Genomic DNA, 1,699 nt, shown 5'->3' with positions numbered 1-1,699 from the left:
GAGTAGCCAAAAAATACTGCCGATCACTATCACACCACATATCCCATCCCACCAAACTGTTGAACTACTGTTGCCAAATGGGTACCAATTATCCTTTGAGGATGCCATTGAACCCGCCAACCTTAAACAAATACTATTGGTGTTAATTTCATGAATCCAAAGGGAGATATTTATCTAGTGACCGGCAACACAGACATGAGAAAATCAATTAATGGTTTGTCGCTGATTGTCAGTGATGTGTTAGAAATGGATCCGCTCAGCCGTGCTTGGTTTGTTTTTTGTAATCGTCCCCGAGATAAATTAAAAATCCTTTTCTGGGATACCAATGGGTTTTGGCTGTATTACCGCCGCCTGGAAAAAGGCCGCTTTAAGTGGCCTGTTATTACTGATGAGTTGGAAGCCATTACGATCACGCAACATCAGTTGAACTGGCTGCTTTCGGGGTTGTCATTAACCGTGGAAAATGCCCATAAACCCTTATTTGACAAGGTAAATAGATGATCTTAACTGATCTTTTTTAGCACTTGAACGATCCTTTTTTCCTGTCATGATAGGGACTTATTCTTCCATCATAACGGTTAACAATTATGCCTCAATCTTCTGATGAACTCGCTCAACTTCAAGCTATGCTGACGAGATTGCAACAAGAAAATCAGGCGCTAGCAGCAGACAAAGCGTTGTTAGCCGCAGACAAAAAATCGTTAACATCAGATAAAAAATCATTAACCGCAGATAATCTGACACTTGAATCCGAGTTGAAGATTATCTGTGCCGAAAATATAACGCTCAAAGATAAACTTGAACTGGCACTTGCTCAGCTCAACTTAAATCGTGCTAAACGCTTTGGCGTACAAACTGAAAAAGCGGCTAAAGGCACCTTTAATGAAGCAGAGCAGCATGCCAGCGCTTCACCGGCCCATCATAAAAAAGGCCGTCAAGCACTGCCCGAAGAATTAACAAGAGAAGTCACTACTTACGTGATGGATGAGCCTATTTGTAATGATTGTGGGCATGAACTGCATACCTGCGGGTTTGAAGATAGTGAGCAAGTTAAGATAGTGCCTGCACGCATCAGTGTTATCAAACACCGTTGCACAAAATATGCTTGTCGGCATTGTGAAAATACAACGACAAGCAGCAAAATCATTAGCGCATCGAAACCCAAACAACCTATCCCTGGCAGCATTGCGAGTCCCGAGGCATTGGCAGCGGTTGTCACCTCTAAATACTGTGATGCACTGCCGCTTAATCGTCAGACCGATATCCTAAAAAGAGTAGGCTTCGACATATCACGCAGCACTTTAGCGAATTGGTGTATTAAAGCATCAGCATTAGTTGAGCCCATTATTGATTTATACCAGCAACACCTATTACGCGGCAATGTTGCCTGTGCCGATGAAACAACTGTGCAAGTATTGGATGAGCCCGATAGAAAAGCGCAGCAAAAATCCTATATGTGGGTTTATCGCAGTGGTCAATTTGCACAACATCCTGTGGTCATTTATGACTACCAACCGGGCCGTGGGCATGAATATCCCAAAGCTTTTTTAGCGGGTTATACCGGGTATTTACAGTGCGACGGTTACCGTGCTTATGGCTGCCTTGAAAATATCACTCTCTCAGGATGCTGGGCACATGCGCGCCGTAAATTTAACGAAGCACTGATTGCTCAACCTAAAAAAACGGGTAAAGCCAACGT

2 protein-coding genes are annotated in these 1,699 nt (G+C 43.3%); both read left to right on the top strand.

Annotated features, from left to right (window positions below; genetic code table 11):
• The first annotated feature begins 150 nt into the window (after window positions 1–150).
• Complete coding sequence (gene tnpB / locus CXF72_RS00360; protein ID WP_101036060.1) at window positions 151–501, top strand: IS66 family insertion sequence element accessory protein TnpB; 351 nt, start codon at window positions 151–153, stop codon at window positions 499–501.
• Between the two features lie 86 nt (window positions 502–587).
• Window positions 588–1,699 (top strand): IS66 family transposase (gene tnpC / locus CXF72_RS00355; RefSeq protein WP_101036059.1); only part of this gene is annotated, 1,112 nt, incomplete at its 3' end.

The organism is Psychromonas sp. MB-3u-54, from assembly GCF_002836415.1.
Classification (GTDB): Bacteria; Pseudomonadota; Gammaproteobacteria; order Enterobacterales; family Psychromonadaceae; genus Psychromonas.
The sequence above is the reverse complement of the archived record's forward strand: the minus strand, read 5'-3'. Positions and strand labels throughout refer to the sequence as shown.